The 17,072-nt window shown below is 56.3% G+C and carries 16 protein-coding genes; 8 read left to right on the top strand and 8 right to left on the bottom strand.

Annotated elements, in window-relative coordinates:
- Window positions 1-22: 22 nt before the first annotated feature.
- The 3 genes from ABF979_RS04260 to ykgO form a co-directional block, all read right to left on the bottom strand.
- The gene (locus tag ABF979_RS04260; protein ID WP_202207116.1) at window positions 23-253 is read right to left on the bottom strand and encodes a hypothetical protein; all 231 of its coding nucleotides are present in this window, start codon (window positions 251-253) and stop codon (window positions 23-25) included.
- A gap of 64 nt (window positions 254-317) precedes the next feature.
- Window positions 318-944: a hypothetical protein gene (locus ABF979_RS04265; RefSeq protein ID WP_415558013.1), complete on the bottom strand. Its 627-nt coding sequence runs from the start codon at window positions 942-944 to the stop codon at window positions 318-320.
- A 41-nt stretch (window positions 945-985) separates the two neighbouring features.
- Window positions 986-1,111 carry a type B 50S ribosomal protein L36 gene (gene ykgO, locus ABF979_RS04270; RefSeq protein WP_007281615.1) on the bottom strand — a complete coding sequence of 42 codons (126 nt, stop codon included), beginning with the start codon at window positions 1,109-1,111 and terminating at the stop codon, window positions 986-988.
- Between the two features lie 142 nt (window positions 1,112-1,253).
- Between ykgO and ABF979_RS04275 the strand changes: the two genes are divergently transcribed.
- The 5 genes from ABF979_RS04275 to ABF979_RS04295 all read left to right on the top strand — a co-directional run bounded on the left by ABF979_RS04275 (window position 1,254) and on the right by ABF979_RS04295 (window position 6,396).
- Window positions 1,254-1,742 carry a hypothetical protein gene (locus tag ABF979_RS04275; RefSeq protein WP_249196774.1) on the top strand — a complete coding sequence of 163 codons (489 nt, stop codon included), beginning with the start codon at window positions 1,254-1,256 and terminating at the stop codon, window positions 1,740-1,742.
- A 166-nt stretch (window positions 1,743-1,908) separates the two neighbouring features.
- Entirely contained in the window at window positions 1,909-3,918 is a 2,010-nt protein-coding gene (locus ABF979_RS04280; RefSeq protein WP_415558015.1) for an FUSC family protein, read from the top strand.
- On the top strand, window positions 3,912-4,112 hold the full coding sequence (locus tag ABF979_RS04285) for a DUF1656 domain-containing protein (protein WP_016737852.1): 201 nt from the start codon (window positions 3,912-3,914) through the stop codon (window positions 4,110-4,112). Before ABF979_RS04280 ends, ABF979_RS04285 begins: the two co-directional genes overlap by 7 nt.
- A 16-nt stretch (window positions 4,113-4,128) precedes the next feature.
- A complete protein-coding gene (locus tag ABF979_RS04290) occupies window positions 4,129-5,079 on the top strand; it encodes an HlyD family secretion protein (RefSeq protein ID WP_064274642.1) in 951 nt (316 codons plus the stop codon).
- Window positions 5,080-5,208: 129 nt separating this feature from the next.
- Window positions 5,209-6,396: a lipase family protein gene (locus ABF979_RS04295; protein ID WP_415558018.1), complete on the top strand. Its 1,188-nt coding sequence runs from the start codon at window positions 5,209-5,211 to the stop codon at window positions 6,394-6,396.
- Window positions 6,397-6,439: 43 nt separating this feature from the next.
- Here ABF979_RS04295 and ABF979_RS04300 read toward each other — a convergent pair whose 3' ends face one another.
- On the bottom strand, window positions 6,440-7,555 hold the full coding sequence (locus ABF979_RS04300) for a hypothetical protein (RefSeq protein ID WP_415558020.1): 1,116 nt from the start codon (window positions 7,553-7,555) through the stop codon (window positions 6,440-6,442).
- Between the two features lie 228 nt (window positions 7,556-7,783).
- On the opposite strand from ABF979_RS04300, the gene ABF979_RS04305 reads away from it, so the two are divergent.
- Entirely contained in the window at window positions 7,784-9,097 is a 1,314-nt protein-coding gene (locus ABF979_RS04305) for a lipopolysaccharide biosynthesis protein (RefSeq protein WP_415558022.1), read from the top strand.
- A 40-nt stretch (window positions 9,098-9,137) separates the two neighbouring features.
- On the opposite strand, the gene ABF979_RS04310 is transcribed toward ABF979_RS04305, so the two are convergent.
- Entirely contained in the window at window positions 9,138-11,249 is a 2,112-nt protein-coding gene (locus ABF979_RS04310) for a S9 family peptidase (RefSeq protein WP_415558024.1), read from the bottom strand.
- Between the two features lie 232 nt (window positions 11,250-11,481).
- Between ABF979_RS04310 and ABF979_RS04315 the strand changes: the two genes are divergently transcribed.
- Window positions 11,482-11,964 (top strand): DUF2501 domain-containing protein, encoded by a 483-nt coding sequence (locus tag ABF979_RS04315; protein WP_415558026.1) that lies wholly within the window; start codon window positions 11,482-11,484, stop codon window positions 11,962-11,964.
- Window positions 11,965-12,037: 73 nt separating this feature from the next.
- Here ABF979_RS04315 and ABF979_RS04320 read toward each other — a convergent pair whose 3' ends face one another.
- Window positions 12,038-12,802 (bottom strand): SDR family oxidoreductase, encoded by a 765-nt coding sequence (locus tag ABF979_RS04320; RefSeq protein WP_415558028.1) that lies wholly within the window; start codon window positions 12,800-12,802, stop codon window positions 12,038-12,040.
- A gap of 105 nt (window positions 12,803-12,907) precedes the next feature.
- On the opposite strand from ABF979_RS04320, the gene ABF979_RS04325 reads away from it, so the two are divergent.
- The gene (locus tag ABF979_RS04325; protein WP_099211710.1) at window positions 12,908-13,330 is read left to right on the top strand and encodes a winged helix-turn-helix transcriptional regulator; all 423 of its coding nucleotides are present in this window, start codon (window positions 12,908-12,910) and stop codon (window positions 13,328-13,330) included.
- Window positions 13,331-13,366: 36 nt separating this feature from the next.
- On the opposite strand, the gene mdoH is transcribed toward ABF979_RS04325, so the two are convergent.
- On the bottom strand, window positions 13,367-15,541 hold the full coding sequence (gene mdoH / locus ABF979_RS04330) for a glucans biosynthesis glucosyltransferase MdoH (protein ID WP_415558030.1): 2,175 nt from the start codon (window positions 15,539-15,541) through the stop codon (window positions 13,367-13,369).
- The gene (locus tag ABF979_RS04335; RefSeq protein WP_099211713.1) at window positions 15,517-17,064 is read right to left on the bottom strand and encodes a glucan biosynthesis protein; all 1,548 of its coding nucleotides are present in this window, start codon (window positions 17,062-17,064) and stop codon (window positions 15,517-15,519) included. The genes mdoH and ABF979_RS04335 overlap by 25 nt, the downstream gene beginning before the upstream one ends.
- Between the last annotated feature and the right edge of the window lie 8 nt (window positions 17,065-17,072).

Genomic DNA, 17,072 nt, shown 5'->3' on the forward strand with positions numbered 1-17,072 from the left:
TAGAGCCTGGCCAGAGGAATGGTCAGCCTTTCCGGTTACGGAAGAACTGGATTGTTGCTGCCACGACGGAAATAACGGCGAGTGCCTGCTGGAAATAGGGGCGGAAACGCTTGGGGCCGATTGTGGCCATGCCGGTCATGACAGCCAGACTAATTTCGCGGGCGCGGCCAGCATGCTTGCAGCAGGCTTTGACTTTGCTGCAGCAACCCTGTTTTGCGGGAGCCTGATCGGTGGGAACTGTTTTGGTTTTCATGAAGGTCCTCCTGAATAGAGTGAATCAGGGAATGAACGCTGACGAATACAAGAGGTTGTGTTCGTCAGTCTTCCTGTCCGTCTTTCTCTGTCTGAAGGATTTTGAGTTGCTTGTCTGCATCCGGCGCGTGCGGATCAAGCTGCATCATCTGTTTGTAAGCACGAAGGGCAGCTTCTGGCTCGTGCCTTTCACGCTCTGCGTCCGCCAGCATTCCCCACGCCGTTGCGTCACCAGGATCTGCCTGAATAACCACGCCCAGATCGGAAATCGCACCATTGTTGTCGCCCGCGGCAAGGCGCACGGCAGCACGATGACGGCGGAGAATGGATTGGTCAGGCTGGATGGTGATGGCAGAGGTGAGGTCGTCTTCCGCGTTCTGGAAATCGTGTTTGCCCAGTGCATCCTGCGAATCGGATAGAAGCATCCGTACAGCACCTGTCAGGCTGCGGCTGCGCAGGCTTTCAGCCTGATCAGCAAGCTGACGCGCAATTTTTTCATTTCCAGCGAGAGCGAGAGCCTTTTCCGCCTCAACAAGACGTTCCTGGACGGTCTTGTGGTGTGGATGTGTCTTGCTGGAATCGTTTTTTGCAGGGGAAGGAGCGCTGGCCGGTCCGGATGACGGGGACGGGGCAGAGGTCGGAGGTGCGGCAGAGGAAATGGCCGGTGCACAAAGCAGAACGGCGCCAGCCATCAGCCAGCGCCGTCTGTTTGATATCCGGCGGATCAAAGCAATTAGCCCTGACGTGCCTTCATGCGCGGGTTCTTCTTGTTGATGATGTAAACGCGTCCACGACGGCGGACAACGCGGCAGTCCTTGTCGCGGACCTTTGCGGACTTCAGGCTGTTGCGGATCTTCATGATGTTTCCAGGCTCTCGACTGTATGGCCCACAATGGACCGGATAGCGGGCCGGAACGCCCGCAAAAGGATGGCCTCGCTTAACGACCGTCCTTTAAGGAGTCAAGGTCAACAGCGTTCTGGAGCGCGGAAAAGCTGCCAGAATGCGTTCTGCAACGGTGTGTGACTATCATGCCATGAGGCTTGTCCGGAGATTATTTTCCCCTAATCATGCCGTCATGATCAAGCGTCGCTTTGTGGCCACCCTCCTTCTGGCCGTCCCGCTCGCCTTTCCAGCCCTGGCTCACGCCGAGGATGGAGGGGCCAAAACCAATGATGACGACCCGTCGATCAATGCTTTGGGCATCGGGGTCAATCAGGTCCTTAAGGTTCTGCAAACTCACCCCGATTCTGCCACGGATGCCTGCATCAATGCCCTCAAGGAAATGCATGCTGCGCAGGACCAGCTGAGCAAGGAAGAGGGCCATGAAAACAATCAGGACGTTGAGGTGGCGCGGGACGTGACATCGTCCACCATGGAAGACGTGACAACGATCTGTGGTGCGGATGCACGGACGCTGTGCAGGGAGTCAGCGGAAAGTAATCCGAAGCTCGACGCAGCGTGTCATGCTTTGCCCCATGAAGACGACTGAGGATTCGGTACATCACGTTCAGGCGATAAAATCCGTCAAATCATGTCAGGGGCAATACAGGGCTAACCTTCTTCTAAAGTGAGGAGTAGGGTTTTCAGTCTGAGTTGATGACTGGAACTGTAAGCTGCGCCGGAATGACCCGTTTGCCTGGCAGGGATAATCTGTCTTGACCGCCACGTTACAGTCGGTCTTTCGCCCGGGATGGATCCAGTTCAGCCTCCGAACCTGGATTGCGCTCGTTCTGGCTCTCGCCACGGCGTTCTGGGCTCAGGTCGACACGCCGGCCGGTGCTGGCGTGACTGTCATGATTCTTGCGCAACCCCTTCGGGGGCAGGCGCTTTCCAAAGCGTTTTACCGCTTTCTCGGCACCCTGCTGGGTGTCGGCGTTTCTATCCTTCTGATTTCCATGTTCAGCCAGGATCGTGGCCTCTTTCTCGGAGGTGTCGCGCTCTGGATGGCTGGCTGTGCTTTCGTCGGAACACTGGAACGCGATTTCCGGGCGTATGGTGCGCTTCTGGCGGGCTACATGGTGGCCCTTGTTGCAGTTGCCAGCATTGATGCGCCCCAGAATATTTATCACGTCAGTGTAGCGCGTGCCTCAACGGTCGCTATCGGTGTTGCCTCCATTGCTGTCGTCAATCTGCTGTCTGGCTCGCCACAGGCCTGGCGTAATCTCGCCAAGGGGCTCCAGAATCTGGGGCAGAGAATCCGTGGTCTGAGTCACTCTGCCATTATGGGAGAGCCATCACCCTCAGCGCAGGGGACAACGGCACTGGCCTCCGAAATTCTGTCTCTGATGACGCAGATCTCCTATGCCCGAACGGAGTTGGATCGTAGCCGACTGCGCATGGCAGGAGCCAAGCTCAGTATTATTGGTATGCTAACGGTTTTGACCTGCAGCCGAGCCATTTCTGCCCTGTTGAAAGAGGGGGGCGTCACGGACATTCTGGTGCGTTACGTGCGTCAGTGGCACGAACGGGTGGAGGATGGCACAAACCGCCAGGAAACCATGGGCACCATCCTGTCCAATATCCGGAAAGAAGACCCTGAGTACTTTCCCACGCCTCGGGATGCCTGGTTTCTGGAACGTGCCGCAACGCTTCTGAGTAACCGGCTGCATATTCGTACTGGTATCAGTACGCTCATGAAGGCGACCCCGGCGGGAGAAGCGCTCAAGCTGGCAACGCTTTCAAATAACCCTGATTATATTACAGCCTTCATCAACAGTATGCGTGTGCTGCTCGGGTTCAGTTTCGTAGCCGCATTTTGCATCGGAACAGGGCTGCCAGCTTCTGCGACTGCGCTCTCTCAGTGTGCTTTGGTCCTTGTGCTGGCATCGTCTTCTTTGGATACAGCCCAGTTCGGTAAAGGTGCGATGATTGGCACGCCTCTCGGGATTTTTGCCGCGGGGTTTTTGTCCTTCTGGGTTTTACCTTACGTTTATACCCTTCAGGGCCTGGCCTTTGTTCTCCTGCCGCAGACCGTTATTGCCTGCCTTCTTTTGATGAATCCGAAAACGGCCGCTGTGGGCTTCCACTATGGTGCGTTCTTTCTCGTTTTCGTGGGCTTGGGGAATCATCATAGTTACGACCCGGCGGCCTTCCTTGAGCGTAATACGTTCTATTTTCTGTCAGCGGTTCTCTCATTCATTCTTCTGGTTCTGCTGTGGCCACCGACGGCGCGGCGGCATCGTTTCCGGATTGCCGTGGCCATCTCTTCGGATCTGGAATCACAGCTCGGCGGCCATGGTGAGACGATGGGACCTGCGTTGCTCAGCCGGAAATATGACCGTCTGAGTCAACTTCTGCTTTGGACGAGGAGGTTACCCAAGGGAGGCACCTCTGCAGAGCATGTTTTTGAGCGGCTTGTAGCGCTTGAGGATCTGTCCAGCACGATTGCGCGCGTCCAGCTTTATCTGGATCAGGCCGCTCGTATGCCTTCCCTGCGGCATCTCGTCCGTCCCGCGCGCAAAGCCCTGGCGAGAGACAGTCTGGGTATTCTGGAGCGCGAACTGGCAGATATGACCCAGGAATTCCTTGACCGTCTGCGACTTGGCGCCCCCAGTGAGGAAATTCTGATCCTCAACTGTGTTGGTGGGCTGGAAGCCGTGCGCGTCATGCTGCTGCGGAACCGGACGGCTGTTCATCATTATGGAATAGGACGCAAACGATGGTGATGAGACAGGTCGTAGACCTTGGCGGTTTGCTTGTGTCTGCGTTCGTCGTCAATCTGGCGTTGTCACTTCTGACGCTGGCTATTCTTCGCTGGCTCATGGGCTGGTTTGATCTGTGGCGTTTCGTCTGGGATCCGCCGCTTGCCCAGTTCGGCATCCTTATCTGCCTGCTCGGGCTCTATACCCTGATCCTCTGATACAAGGCCGTTTCAAGTGCTATCCAGTGCCCATCGTCTGATCCGCCTGACCATTACGATCTCCATCCTTGTGGTGGCTGCCGTCGTGGTGGTTATCCTGTGGGATTACTACACAGCCTCTCCCTGGACCCGGAACGGGCAGGTGCGTGTTCAGGTCGCCAATATCGCGCCGCGCGTTTCAGGGCAGATCCTTCATGTGAATGTGCTGGACAATCAGCCTGTTCATCATGGAGACGTCCTGTACGAAATTGACCCGTTCGATTTCCAGGTTGCGGTGGATGCGGCCAAAGCCAAGGTGGCCGAACGCAAGGCAGACATGGAGTTCAAGGAAGTTCAGGCCCAGTGGCGTAAGGCCATTCCCGGTGTGGCTGTCTCACAGGAAGAAAAGAAGCAATACGTTGCACTGTCGCAGCAGGCAGCGGCGCAATACGCTTCTGCTCAGGCAGACCTGCGTCAGGCAGAAATCAATCTGGACCGTACAAAAGTTCGCAGTTCCATAGACGGTATTGTCACAAACCTGATCATGCGACCGGGTGACTTTGCAACAGCCGGCGTCGTGAACATGCACGTCATTGATACCAACTCATACTGGATCGACGGCTATTTCGAAGAAACCAAGGTGCATGACTTGGATGAAGGTGATCTCGTTCGCATGGATCTGATGGGCTACCATGACCCGCTTTTTGGTCACATCGAGAGCATCACGCGCGGTATTGCCAGCAACAATGCCCTTGTAAACGAACAGGGGCTCCCGACGGTTGATCCGGTTTATACGTGGGTGCGTCTGGCACAGCGTATTCCTGTGCGCGTGAAAATCGACAAGGTCCCGTCCGATCTCACATTGGCTGCTGGCATGACCGCAACCGTGACAGTCGTATCAGAGACGGGAAATCGTCGTCATCGCTCAACGCAGGATGCGTTTCAGCATTTCGGGGATGATGTTCGTCATCTCTTTGGTCACAAATAACGGAAATTCCAATATCCGGGGCAAAAATGCCCCGATTTGGGTGGGCACAGGATTTTCATACAACTTTTTCCGTCAGAACCCGTACCTTACTTCGTCAGGCCCACAGAGCATTTCAGGTAAGGAAGAATTGTGCGCGTATCTTTTTCCCGTAAGACGATCAGTCTGGTTATGGGTGGTGTTTGTATTGCTGCCATCACAGCGCAGGCGAATGCCGCACCTCAGAACAGCGCACAGAAGCCGGGTGTTCTGCTGAAATCTGCTCCGTTGGCAGATACCCTGAGCCTTCCGAATGCTGCTCGTTCCCTGCGCATCACCTATCTTTCCACAGATGGTGTTACGGGGAAGGGGCTTGTCCCCGTGACTGCCGAAGTCATTGTTCCTGCTGGTGAAGCTCCTGCAGGCGGGTGGCCGATTGTCGCCTGGGCGCATGGTACGGTGGGAAATGATGACAGCTGCGCACCGTCTCTGAACCCCTATAGCGAGCGCAATACTCATTACCTGTCCGAATGGATGAAGCGCGGTTTTGCGATTGTCGCAACGGATTATCAGGGACTGGGAACACCGGGTGTACACCCTTATCTGAATACGCGCGCTGAAGCTTATAGCGTGCTGGACTCTGTGCGGGCGGCGCTGAAGTCTGTGCCAGGCCTCCAGAACAAGGTGATGATCGTCGGGCAGTCCCAGGGCGGCGGTGCAGCCTTTGCCTCTGCGGCGTTTGCACCGACTTACGCTCCCGATATCAATGTGCGCGGGACTGTGGCGACAGGCATCCCGTACATGACGCCGGAAATACTGTCTGGCCTGTTGCAGGAAGCTGGAAAGTCATCGGGATATAGCCCGTTGGTGGCTTACACGCTGCTGATTGGTTCGTCCTATGCTGGTCTGCATCCGACCTTCCGTCCCGAAGACGCCTTTACGTCCAAGGCTATGCCGGCGTTCAAGGCAGCGACTGACTCCTGCCTGACGGGCCTCTCAGACATGGCGGAGAAAGACGGTCTGACGCTTGCGAATGCGCTTCAGCCTACGTTTGTGAAGGCCATGACACCCGCATTCAAAACAATGACGTACCCGACGTTGAAACTGGCCCAGCCACTTTTTGTTGGAACGGGCACCGCAGATCAGGACGTTCCACCGCAGCTTCAGGAAGGCCTGGTCAAGGCAGCTTGCGCAGCTGGATCAACAGTACAGGCGCATTTATATAAAGGGCTGGACCACTCCCAGACAGTCAATGCGTCCCTGCCGGACTCAGCCGCCTTCACTAAAGCTGTGATGGCGGGTGAGCCTGTCACACCGCAATGCACGCCGATTCCTCAATAATCAGCTGATCACCCTGAGGGAGAGCACTCTTCCTCAGGGATTTTCAGACGTTGTTCATAAAACTGACGATCGCGTCAGCCGCTCGCTGCGATGCCCCGAGCAAGGGCTCCCCAAATGTTTCCCGGAACAGTTTTTCCTGCACTGGCCGATAGAACGCGTGACGCTCTTCCGCCCTTGCAACCGCAGGCATGATGTCGGCGGGGTCATCGACCACCTCTCCGAGTGTCCAGTGTAAAAAATACGGATCGTCACGCCATGGGAGCTTGTGTGGATTCAGGAAAACACAGGGACGCGGGATGGCCAGAAACTCATAAACCTGGCTGCTGACATCCCCAATATAAAGGGCCGCCTGAGACGTATAGGTCATGTCCAGCATGGCATTTGAGCCAGTGTCCACGAGCACCTCGGGGCTTTGCTGGCGTTGGAGTAGACGCTCCCGGATGCCAAAGCCTTTGTGGAACATCTTGATGTGAGGTGCCACAACCAGATTGTATTCGTTCTGTGCCTTAAAGCCTTTAATGATGGTGTCCATACACGTGGGGGCAGATGTCAGGACACGCTGATAGTGCGGATTATAGAGCGCGAAGGGACGTTCGTTGCTGAAAGAAACGGCATTTTCCCGACGGACGGCTTCGAAGACATCGAATTTGGGATAACCCACGATGCGTGACGCACCGTTCTGGATAAGCCCTTTGTCCCGGAAGTAAGTCTCGACTTTCGGACCGGGCACAAGCGTCAGATCAAACTCTCGAACAAGATGCTCGTCATTAACGTAACGGTCTCCGGCTCCATGCATCAGTAGTATGAGTTTCGGGCCGTTCAGCCCCATGTCTTTCAGGACGCCTGCCGTATATTCCGTTGCGACAACCACGTCGTACTGGTTCAGCTCTTCAACGTTCTCCTGAAGAATGACCAGTCGCTCCTGATCCAGCCGCCGTGCGCGTTTCAGGATGTTTGCTTTCCAGGATCGGGGAAACGGCAGCAGCGGAAGCGGCGGAACATTCAGGGCTCGTCGGATGCGCGCCAGATGATCAATGGTCTCTGGAAAGCTGTAGTATTCCGTGACGTCACATCCCGGTATTCCCGCAAGTGCACTGGCAACGGATGCGGTGTGATAGCACTGATAAGGCTCGGCAATATAAATGAAAGCGATTTTCATGAGCGTCTTTTGCGTCCTGCCCGGAGCAGACTGCCTGCTGCTCTTGTCCGGAACGCCGTCTGCTGGAAGGGCGCCATCCCGGTTATGAATAGCCTCTGAAACACTTCGGAGGCTCGGAATAGGGCCCTGTTCATAGCCCTCGGGTCTTTGCTGTCAAGAACGCGGCAAAACGCAGGGATGCATGTTCCGGCATGGACACTCCCGGGGCTTTGTGGTCAGAAAGCCCGCATGTCCGCCGAGCGCTCTGTTTTCAGATCCATTTTCCGAAATGTCAGTGTTCTCACCCTTGGCCGTGTGGTCAATGCTCTGTGCAGTTTTGTCTATATCGCGTTCACCGTGCGCGCTTTGGGCCTCTCTGACTTCGGATTGCTGATTCTCATCCATTCTCTGGCTTCGACCGGTTCCGTTCTGTCACGGATGCAGTCCTGGCAGACGCTGATCCGCTTTGGCAGTGACGCATTCAGCAAGAACGAAACGGACCTGCTGCGGAAGGTCGTTCATTTCTGTATCCGGCTGGATACGATGTCTGCGGCAGGGTCGATTATTTTCGGGCTTGTCGCCGTGCAGATTTATGGTGTGACGGCACACTGGTCCAGGCATGTCCGGTTTCTGGCGGATCTGTACGTGATCGTGAGCCCACTGATGTATTCAGGCTGGGCCAACGGTATTCTGCGAATGGCAGGGAAATTTCATCTTGTCCCGATCATTGATACCTGTGCTGCAATCGTAAAGACGGTGGGAGTGTTGGTGGGATATGCCCTGCATCTGAAGCTTGGATATTTCCTTGCGATGTGGGCGCTCGCGATCATCATCGATTACGGTTTCTACTTCTATTACGCGATGGATATCCTGCGAAAGAAGTTCCGGTTCCGCTATTTCCAAGCCTATCGCAGTTGGCGCTGGCAGATTCCTGGTATGTGGCAGTTTACGCGTGCGGCCAGCGTGAACCAGACACTCGGCAACATTTCCGGGCATGTTGCAACGCTTCTGGTCGGTAATGGCCTTGGCCCGGCGGAAGCTGCTGTTTTCCGCGTTTGCCGCCAGATTGCGGACGGGATTGTTACGCCTGCCCAGCTCATCTCGCCGGTGCTGTACCCCGAACTGGTCAAGATGCGGGATCAGCAGGACTGGAAAGGCCTCAAGCGCGTTACATGGAAAATGTTTGGCGTGCTGACCGCACTGTCCCTGCTGCTTCTGGTGCTGTCTGCGTTTTTTGGCTCAAAGATTTTCCGTCTGATGCTGCATGTTCATGTGCATCACACATCGCTTTACATTTCCATCATGCTGATGGCTGCCGTTTTCAGCCTGCTGGTTATTCCGCTGGAGCCCCTGCTGATCGTCGTAGGGCATGTGAAGTTCCTGATGACCAGCCGCACGGCCATCATGGCGATCTATTTTCCCGCGCTCTATGTCCTGACCATGCATTTTGGTCTTGCCGGTGCCTGCCTGACGACGGCTGCCTGTAACGCAGCTATCTTACTGTCGCGGTTTGCCGGGGTCTGGATGTTTGGCGGACGAATCGGGAAGCCGAAACCCGCGTGATGTCTGGCCCACTGCAGGCGTGGGCCAGACTGTCATCCCTTTAGCGTAGAGGCGCGCGATCCATGGCCCAGATGGCGAAAGCCTGCACCAGCGCAACTTCTTCCAAGCGCTTGAAGCGCCCGGATGATCCGCCATGGCCAGCATCCATGTTGATGCGGCACAGGAATGGGCCGCCTGAGGCCACTTCACGGAGCTTGGCAATCCACTTTGCAGGTTCCCAATAGGTCACTCGCGGATCTGAAAGGCCTCCCATGGCAAGAATGGGCGGGTACGGGCGTGCCTGAATGTTGTCATACGGGGAATAGCTGGCAATGAGATCGTAGGCCTCTTCGTCTTCGAGTGGGTTTCCCCATTCCGGCCATTCGGGTGGGGTCAGCGGCAGGGAAACGTCAGACATGGTGTTGAGCATGTCCACGAACGGCACCTGCGCGGCGATCCCGGCGAAGAGGTCCGGCGCCATGTTGGCGACAGCGCCCATCAGTAGGCCCCCCGCTGAGCCCCCATGAGCAACAATGCGCCCTGCTGAGCCATAGCCCTCTTTGGCCAGATACTCTGCGGAGGCAATGAAGTCCGTGAAGGTGTTGGGTTTGGTCTTGCCGCGCCCTTGCAGGAACCAGTTCCAGCCTTTCTCGGACCCACCACGGATATGCGCGATGGCATAAACCCATCCACGGTCAACGAGACTGAAGACTGTTGTGGAGAACCCTGCATCCATCGCAATGCCGTAGGAGCCATATCCATAGAGCAGAAGGGGGGCAGAGCCATCCAGCGGCTGGCCTTTCCGCATCAGAACGGTGACGGGAACCTGTTCGCCATCAGCCGCCGTCGCGAACAGACGCCGCGTCTCATACTGCACTGGATCATGGCCAGACGGGACATCGCGAACCTTCTTCAGGGTTCGCTCGCCTGTTGCCAGATTGTAGTCATACCAGTGCGCTGGTGTTGTCGGGGATTGATAGACGTAGCGCAGAACAGAGCCGTCATATTCCAGAATGCCCTGAAGGGTCAGATCATATGCGGGTTCGTCCATTCCGATCGTGGCGGCCTGCGCACGAACATCTCCTGTTACGCCTGCCTTTACGACGCGGATATAAACGTTTCCGTCTTTTCGCTCTGCCCATGCCAGATAATCACGCGACGCCGTAGCCGCCAGAAGGTAGTGCCCCTCCAGATACGGGACGAACGGGCGCCAGTTTTCCCGATCTGTGGCCGTATCTGGCGTTTGCATGAACTGGAAATCGACAGCGCCTCCTGCGTTGGTGAGAATGATGAAACGATCATTCCAGTGCGTGAAGGAATAGCGCTCTCCCCGGACCAGGGGAGCTGCAACAACAGGCATTGCCGTCGGCTCGGCAGCAGGAATCAGAAGCGTCTCATTCGTATCGTGATCCCCGCGTTCGATAACGATCCACTTGCGAGAGGCGCTGGTGCCAATGCTGAGGAAAAAGCCTGCATCGGTTTCATCGAAGACCAGTACGTCTGTTCCGCCGGTTAGAGGCCGACGATAAATCCGCGAGGGGCGGCCATTGTCGTCCCGGAAGATCCAGAACAGCCACGCACTGTCAGGGGAAAGAGCAAAACTTCCAGTCGTGCTTTCAACCGCCTCGGAGCAGAGTTCTCCGGTTTCTAGGTCCTTGACCTGAATGCGATAAACTTCAGAGCCCTGCACGTCTTCGGAATAGACGAAGTAGCGATGATCTGCAGAGTGGGCCGTCCCGCCGAGCGCATAATAGTCAAACTGTTTGGCGCGGGCGTCCACATCCAGAAGGATCTGTTCTTCTCCGCCGTCGCGCGGGCGCCGCGCCCGGAGAGGATGCTGGGCCCCATCTTCAAAGCGGCTGTAATAGGCCCAAGGACCATCAGGTACGGGAATGGATTCTTCGGCAGGGGGAATACGACCGATCATTTCCTGCAGAAGCTCTTTGCGAAGCGGCTCCATGCCAGAGAGCACGACTTCGGCGTAAGCATTTTCTGCTTTGAGGTGATCGGTAATGTCCTGGCGAAGAACAGACGGATCCCGCAGAACCTGCTGCCAGTTCTCGTCCTTCATCCAGGCGTAGGAGTCAGTTCTGGTCCGGCCAAGCTGTGTGGTTGACAGGGGCTCCTGCTTTGGAGCCGGCGGAACGGGGAGGGATTGCATCGCGTCTGACATATCCGAAACCTTGGCGCAGAAATGTCTGGGACTCAATCCAGCGTTAATAAACCGCCTGAATGCGGGTCCTCATGGCGTTATAAAATCGGGAAAGATAATTCGAAAAGAAACCAAGCTGGCTTTCAAGTGTTTTTAGAGAACGGCCGTGAGATAGCCAGCAGAGTATTGCTCTGGTGATTATATTCCTGAATAGCCGCTGTGTAATAATATCGAACATGGAAAGACTCTATCCATGAATACCAATAAGTATTTTGCTGCCGTTGCAGCCCTTGGCCTTGCTGTATCTGGTGCTGCTTTTGCACAGACAGCTCCGCAGCCTGGACAGCCGATTGTTCCACCAGGAACTCAGGCTGTGATCACGCCTAACCACGTGCAGGCCGTCGGTGGTATCAACGGTGTAGCAACTGCATCAACGCCTGGCACGCTTGGTGAAAATGGCATGCCATCCATCGACAATGCGCAAGCAGGAAATGTGGCAGGTCTGACGTCCTACTGTATCCACAAGAAGCTCTCGCTGGGTACAGGGCCGCGTTCTGCCTCCCGCAAGCTTGCCAAGCGCTCTGATGTTCAGAACGACCAGTACTATTCACTGGGTGGCCGTGGTCTGCTCCAGACCAGCACCAACACGCCGTTCGACATCTCCACGCTGCCCAAGGACAAGCAGGTTCTGGTCTGCCGTGATCTCTTCAAGAAGGCTCAGAGCCTCGGCAACTGAATCTTTTGAGTTTTCGTCCTGAGAAAAGCCCCGGAGCAGCTGCCCCGGGGCTTTTTTTATGAGCATTGGCCTCTTAACCGTTGCGAGCTTGCGCGGCAAAAGCGTTGAGTCTGGTCAGTGTTTCATCGAACTGACCGTTGGCCTCCGCAAAGCGCAGAAAACGCACGCGTTCGACAAGAATTTCCGGTGGCGTGGGCTGTTGCGTCAGCAACGCCATGACTTCATCCGTAAAGTCCGTCAGGGGCTGATAGCCGGGGCGCGTTTCTTGGCCAGGCGTGAGGCCTGTCTGTACTGCGGGGGGCGCAAGTTCGATAACCTCGACTTTCCCTTTCAGAACCTCTCGGAGGGCAATCGTGTAGGAATGGATCGCGGCTTTGGTGGCATTGTAGGTGGGTGTTGTCGTCAGCGGCACGAATGCCAACCCGGATGTGACATTGATCACGACGGCATCCGGCTGCTTGAGCAGATGATCCGTCAGGCTGTTGATCAGGCGGATCGGCCCGAGGAGGTTGGTCGTGATCGTCGCTTCGGCATCCGCCAGATCATGCGTCTGCGCCAAATCTTCAAATCGCATGATGCCAGCATTGTTGATCAGAACATTAAGTGACGGATATGCGCCTAGAAGCCGTTCTGTAAAATCGGCAATTCCCTCTGGACTTTCAATATCCAGCACCGGTGCATGCATGTTCGCCCGACCGGCGATCGTCTCATCCAAAGCATTCTGGCGACGCCCGGCGACGATAACCGTGTTGCCAGCATCATGCAGTCGCTGTGCAAGAGCCTGGCCTATGCCTGAGCCACCACCAGTGATCAGGATTGTGTTTCCGCTCGGTTTCATTGGAGTTGCTCCATTGAGAATTGGAACGCTCTATCTAGCGGGCTATCGTCAATTCGAAAGAAGGCACCTCAAAGATTTATACCCACCGAAAAGAGAGTGACCCCTATGACGGATAACCCCTACGAAGCCTCGCCTGAACGCCGTGCCAAGCGTTTGGCCGAAGCAACGCCACCTACGGAGTGCGATGCGCGCGTTGAGCGGTTGGTGACGGAGCTCATTGGTCGCGTTGCTGACAAATGGACGATGATCATTCTGGAGGTTTTGGAAGAGCACAAGGAATTGCGCTTCACGCAGTTGGCACGAAAAGTCGAGGGTATCAGTCAGAAGATGCTGACCCAGACACTCCGGCAAATGGAACGGGACGGGATGGTGACCCGTACGATTCACCCGGTTATTCCGCCACGGGTGGACTATCGTCTTACACCGCTGGGACTAAGTCTAGGTGCAGCATTTTGTGGGGTGTGGATCTGGGCAGAGAAAAATCTGTCTGAAGTGGAAGCCGCCCGGAGTGCGTTTGACAGTAAATAATCTGTGGCTGGCATACTTTGCCAGCCACAGAGAGAATTAGTCTGGAAGGTTCTCGACGAGTGCGACGCCTTCGGTCGTTCCGAGGACTGAGGCTTTTTCCTGTCGGGTCAGTTTGGAGAGGGCGGCCTTGATGGAGGGCGCCTCTTTCAGCTTGACCAGTCCAACCAGCAGGTTGGCATCAATCGCACTGCCAGCCTTGCGGGTTGGTGGAAGTGCGCCAAGGTGGGCGTCTAGAAGTGTACGATCCGTCCGCAGAAGGGCGAATGCCTCGCTGGGCGGCTGATGAGGCGCGTGCAGAGCCTCTGTGCGCAGACGTTCATTCTCTTCTGCAAGACGAAGAATAGGCGGGGGGGCCGTTTCTTCTTCGATCAGCAGAAATCCAGCCCGACGGAGTCCCAGTCCAACATCGCGGCTGGCTGTCACGGCCGCGAGTGGAATAGCCAGCACAAGCCCAAGCAGAACCGGTGTCATCCACAGGAAAAGTGCGTGTGAAACGGACCATGCAGCTGCGGCCAGCAGAAGGCCGAACACTGTGTAAACCCAGTACCCACGCGCAACTTCACGGAGCGAAACCCGCCCGTCTTCACGGTTCTGGGCATTCCAGCCAGAATCCCGGCCTAGCAGAATGGAGATGACTCCAGACGTCTGGATCAGCATGGCAATCGGCGCAATCAGGCCACCAATCAGGGTTTCCAGAATGATGGAAAGGAAGAGCCGGATAGCACCGCCGGAGCCGCGCAATGCCGCGCGATCAAACATCATGGCGATGAACGCCAGGAATTTTGGCGCCAGAAGGATGCCCATCGTGCCGATGAACACGAACTTTGCCTGCACAGGATCGACGCGTGGCCAGTGCGGATAAAGCGTCGGCTTCGTGCCGAAATATTCCGGATGATAGAAATGCGACTGAAGGGAAATCAGGATTCCGAACAGCAGGAACAACAGCCAAAGCGGAGACATGATGTAGGAACCAATGCCCGTCAGCATGTGTGTACGGCTGACCCAGTGGAGGCCTTTGGTTCCAATGATCTTGGCGTGCTGGAGATTGCCCTGACACCAGCGCCGGTCACGAATGGCCACATCCGTCAGGGACGGGGGGCTTTCCTCATAAGACCCGAACAGGCCAGGCACCATGTGGATGGCCCAGCCACCGCGTCGCATGAGCGCTGCTTCGACAAAGTCATGGCTGAGAATATGGCCGCCGAAGGGTGGCCGGCCTTTCAGATGGGGCAGGCCCGCCTGTTCGGCGAAAGCCCGCGTCCGGATAACGGCGTTATGGCCCCAGTAATTTCCTTCCGAGCCATGCCACCAAGCGATGCCATGGGCAATGAGGGGGCCATATACGCGGCCGGCGAACTGCTGCATGCGGGCAAATAATGTCCGGCCGCCCACAATAACCGGAAGGGTTTGGATCAGCCCGACGCCCTCATGGTTCTCCATGGCGGAAACGACACGCACGATCAGGCTGCCGTCCATCACGCTATCAGCATCAAGGGTGAGCATCTGCTGGTACGAGTCACCAAAGCGTGTCACCCAGTCGCCCAGATTGCCTGCCTTGCGATCTGTATTCTGATGGCGGCGGCGATAGAAAATGCGCCGATTATCACCAGTGGCCCGACGGAGGGCAAGGAAGGCACGCTCTTCCTGTAACCACACGTCCGGATTGGTGGTATCAGACAAAATGAAGAAGTCGAACGCATCAATCTGACCGGTGGCAAGAATGCTGTCATAGATGGCCTTCAGGCCGCCCAGAACGCGTTCCGGATCTTCATTATAAGTCGGCATCAGCACGGCAGTCCGTGCTTTCAACACTGGAAGAGCACCGTCCCGATGAATGCCGAGCCCAAGGCCTCCGCGTGTGATCAGAGAGACGAACCCACCAAGACTTGAGGTGAAGGAAAGCGCGATCCAGAAACCGAGAATAGCGAACAGAATCAGCACAATCACGCCAAGCGTAGACACGCCTAACGAGTTAAAAACCTGATTGATTCTGTAGATGCCAAACCCGGTCAGCGCCAGCGCTGACCCAAACACGAAAAGCCGTCGCAGCCAGAGTGTCTTCGGCGTCGTGTCCAGAACTCTGAAAGGGCGGCCATGCCGGTCAGGCTGCTGATGGAGGTTTTGAGGCTCCATCCTGAGCGGAGCCTCATGAGGCAGGAACGGTGCTTCGGACGGAGACATATTGGTTACGGCGTCCAACGGTACATCCATTTTTCTGAGATCGGACCCTGATCGCTTGCAAGCTGCGCCTGGAGTTCAGAAGCTTTGGCATCGCCCGGCACGAATTCAAAGGTTGTTCTCCATCCTTTGATGTTCGGGTTTGGCTCAACCACCACATTCCGGATGGTGCCGGGGGAAGCCTGTGAAATCAGGTGGAAATGTGCATCCTGCGGAATGTTCTGGAATGGCGCGCCGGTAAAGTCGATTACGAACATTCGTGCATCGGCGTGGTCAGTGACTGCACCGATACGGGTTCCAGCGACACGTGCCAGCGGTGTAGGCCACGGCGTATCCCAACCCCAGTACATCCGGTAGGTAAAGTTGTATTCCTGACCGGCCTTAAGAGCGTCTTTCGGACGCCAGAACGTCACGATGTTGTCGTTGACCTCATTAGGCGTCGGAATTTCGACGAGATCAACCGCTCCGTCACCCCAGTTACCAATAGGTTCGATCCACAGGGACGGACGCTTCTCGTAGTTGAGGGCAAGATCTTCGTAGTCATGGAAAGAGCGCTTGCGCTGCATCAGGCCAAAGCCATGCGGGCTGCTATCCTGAAAGGCCGAAAACTGGAGGTCCGTCGGGTTGACCAGTGGACGATAGAGCTGCTGCCCAGATCCGGTCCACACCTGAAGCGCCTCGCTGTCATGGGCGGCCGGGCGCCAGTCATCGACGTGGTTATGTTCGTTGGCATCGAAATAGAACATGCCCGTGAGAGCCGCGATGCCGGACTCGGTAATATCCTGCCGGGGGAAGAGCGATGACTGTACATCAAAGACGGTCGTGTCGCCGGGGCGGATCGTGAAGCTGAAAGCTCCCGTGACGGACGGACTGTCCAGAAGGGCATGAATGACAACGGACTGAACGCCAGGTTCCGGCTTTTCCAGCCAGAATTCGCGGAACAGTGCAAACTCCTCGCCTTTCGTGTTGCCAGTGCCGTTGGCGAAGCCGCGGGCGGACAAGCCGTAGTTTTGCCCCTTGGCCACCGCACGGAAATAGGACGCGCCGAGAAAAACGGCGCACTCTTCCATTTCGCCCGGAGTGTTGATGGCATAGCGCAGGCGAAGACCGGCAAAGCCCAGATCATCGGTGACGCGCAGCATCGGGTTGGCGTAGCTGAACAGGTCAGGGTCGTAGGCAATCGGTGTCGACTGGCCACCGATGACTTCATTCATCGCGATCCGGGGCTTGTAGAGAAAGCCGCGCGGGAAAAATTCGACCTCAAACGCCAGGCTCTGCCCATGCCAGAGGGCACGGTCCGGGTTGAACGTAATGCCCCGGAACTGGTCAAAATCCAGATTGGAAATGGCAGAGGGCAGACTTTGCGGAGGTGGAGCGTAAGGAGATCTGGCAAGTTTCTGCGCAATGGCGCGAACAGTTCCATTATCGAACGGAACAGTCTTTGGAGCCTGCTTGGCAGCAGGCGGCGCGGACTGGGCATAAGCGAAGCGGCCAGACGTTCCCATCAGGGACAGGCCTGCCCCAAGCTTTACCAGATCACGACGCAGGATACTCATACTTTTCC

Origin of the sequence: Gluconobacter sp. (genome assembly GCF_047723935.1) — a bacterium.
In the GTDB taxonomy this organism is placed as follows: Bacteria; Pseudomonadota; Alphaproteobacteria; order Acetobacterales; family Acetobacteraceae; genus Gluconobacter.

Coding starts and splice junctions, on each gene's coding strand:
- ABF979_RS04260 (WP_202207116.1), bottom strand. CDS start 253: ATGAAAACCAAAACAGTTCCCACCGATCAGGCTCCCGCAAAACAGGGT.
- ABF979_RS04265 (WP_415558013.1), bottom strand. CDS start 944: ATGGCTGGCGCCGTTCTGCTTTGTGCACCGGCCATTTCCTCTGCCGCA.
- ykgO (WP_007281615.1), bottom strand. CDS start 1,111: ATGAAGATCCGCAACAGCCTGAAGTCCGCAAAGGTCCGCGACAAGGAC.
- ABF979_RS04275 (WP_249196774.1), top strand. CDS start 1,254: ATGCGTTCTGCAACGGTGTGTGACTATCATGCCATGAGGCTTGTCCGG.
- ABF979_RS04285 (WP_016737852.1), top strand. CDS start 3,912: ATGGTGATGAGACAGGTCGTAGACCTTGGCGGTTTGCTTGTGTCTGCG.
- ABF979_RS04300 (WP_415558020.1), bottom strand. CDS start 7,555: ATGAAAATCGCTTTCATTTATATTGCCGAGCCTTATCAGTGCTATCAC.
- ABF979_RS04305 (WP_415558022.1), top strand. CDS start 7,784: ATGTCCGCCGAGCGCTCTGTTTTCAGATCCATTTTCCGAAATGTCAGT.
- ABF979_RS04310 (WP_415558024.1), bottom strand. CDS start 11,249: ATGTCAGACGCGATGCAATCCCTCCCCGTTCCGCCGGCTCCAAAGCAG.
- ABF979_RS04315 (WP_415558026.1), top strand. CDS start 11,482: ATGAATACCAATAAGTATTTTGCTGCCGTTGCAGCCCTTGGCCTTGCT.
- ABF979_RS04320 (WP_415558028.1), bottom strand. CDS start 12,802: ATGAAACCGAGCGGAAACACAATCCTGATCACTGGTGGTGGCTCAGGC.
- ABF979_RS04325 (WP_099211710.1), top strand. CDS start 12,908: ATGACGGATAACCCCTACGAAGCCTCGCCTGAACGCCGTGCCAAGCGT.
- mdoH (WP_415558030.1), bottom strand. CDS start 15,541: ATGGATGTACCGTTGGACGCCGTAACCAATATGTCTCCGTCCGAAGCA.
- ABF979_RS04335 (WP_099211713.1), bottom strand. CDS start 17,064: ATGAGTATCCTGCGTCGTGATCTGGTAAAGCTTGGGGCAGGCCTGTCC.